This window comes from Candidatus Nitrosotalea sp. FS (genome assembly GCF_011319475.1).
Taxonomy (GTDB): Archaea; Thermoproteota; Nitrososphaeria; order Nitrososphaerales; family Nitrosopumilaceae; genus Nitrosotalea.
Genome location: NZ_RCMC01000131.1, coordinates 830 through 1637 on the forward strand (window position 1 = coordinate 830; position 808 = coordinate 1637).

Sequence of the window (808 nt, forward strand, 5' to 3'; positions counted from 1 at the left end):
CCGAACCTAAGTGAAAAGCGAACAAAAGACAAGATGAACCAATTTCCTTTATGGTACAAGTCACAGACGATAACAAAACTTTTGCAAGGCTTTGGAAGATCAATTCGAAGTGAAAATGACTGGGCAGTGACATATGTTCTGGACTCGGCTGCAAACGATCTCTTGCTTCAACAAAAATTTATGATTCCAAAAGCATACCAAGACGTATTGGGANCTGACAAAACTTCTACAGGGCTTTGGCAGATCAATTAGAAGTGAAGATGACTGGGCAGTCACATATGTTCTTGATTCTGCTGCAAGTGATCTCTTGCTTCAATCAAAATTTATGATTCCAAAAGCATACCAAGATGTGTTGGGATTTCCAAGCTATAATGGTAGCATGAAATCTACATTGTAAGAAAATTTTTCTTTCAAAAAAAGCACTTATGGGAAATTAGTTTGCAACGGTCTGTACTGATTTGTCAGGTAGGTCAGTCAATGTGAAGACAAATCTAGAACCTTCGAATTCTGTTGTTCCTTCTCTTTCCCAGTTTATTTTGTAAGATTTGATCAGGTGTCCACCCACTATTGATATTGTCTTTGGCACATCTTCGAAGAGCTTCTCTACCTTTGCCTTGTCCCTTGTCATGAGTAACGATCTTCGTCTCTTCATGAGGTATTTGATTGCGACATTTTTGTGCATGTGTCCTTCTACCTCAATCTTCTCGTTGCCAAGGTCAATAGTGAATTTTCGCTTTCCCATGAGCCTAGATACGATCGTAATTCTACAAAAAATGGGCTTGACAACTTGACATTAGCAAGTAGATTG

The 808-nt window shown here is 38.8% G+C and carries 3 protein-coding genes; 2 read left to right on the forward strand and 1 reads right to left on the reverse strand.

The genetic code is table 11. The features are described 5' to 3' along the window. Together DYY66_RS14150 and DYY66_RS14155 are read left to right on the forward strand one after the other, a co-directional pair. On the forward strand, positions 1–213 hold a 213-nt coding region (locus DYY66_RS14150), incomplete at both ends, for a helicase C-terminal domain-containing protein (RefSeq protein WP_304515738.1). Positions 214–247: 34 nt separating this feature from the next. Beyond that, positions 248–397, forward strand: a complete 150-nt coding sequence (locus DYY66_RS14155) for a hypothetical protein (RefSeq protein ID WP_394352574.1) — start codon at positions 248–250, stop codon at positions 395–397. 36 nt (positions 398–433) lie between these two features. Here the strand turns inward: DYY66_RS14155 and DYY66_RS04715 are convergent, their stop codons facing one another. After that, a complete protein-coding gene (locus DYY66_RS04715; RefSeq protein WP_166286649.1) occupies positions 434–742 on the reverse strand; it encodes a hypothetical protein in 309 nt (102 codons plus the stop codon). Positions 743–808: the final 66 nt, after the last annotated feature.

Coding starts and splice junctions, on each gene's coding strand:
- DYY66_RS04715 (WP_166286649.1), bottom strand. CDS start 742: ATGGGAAAGCGAAAATTCACTATTGACCTTGGCAACGAGAAGATTGAG.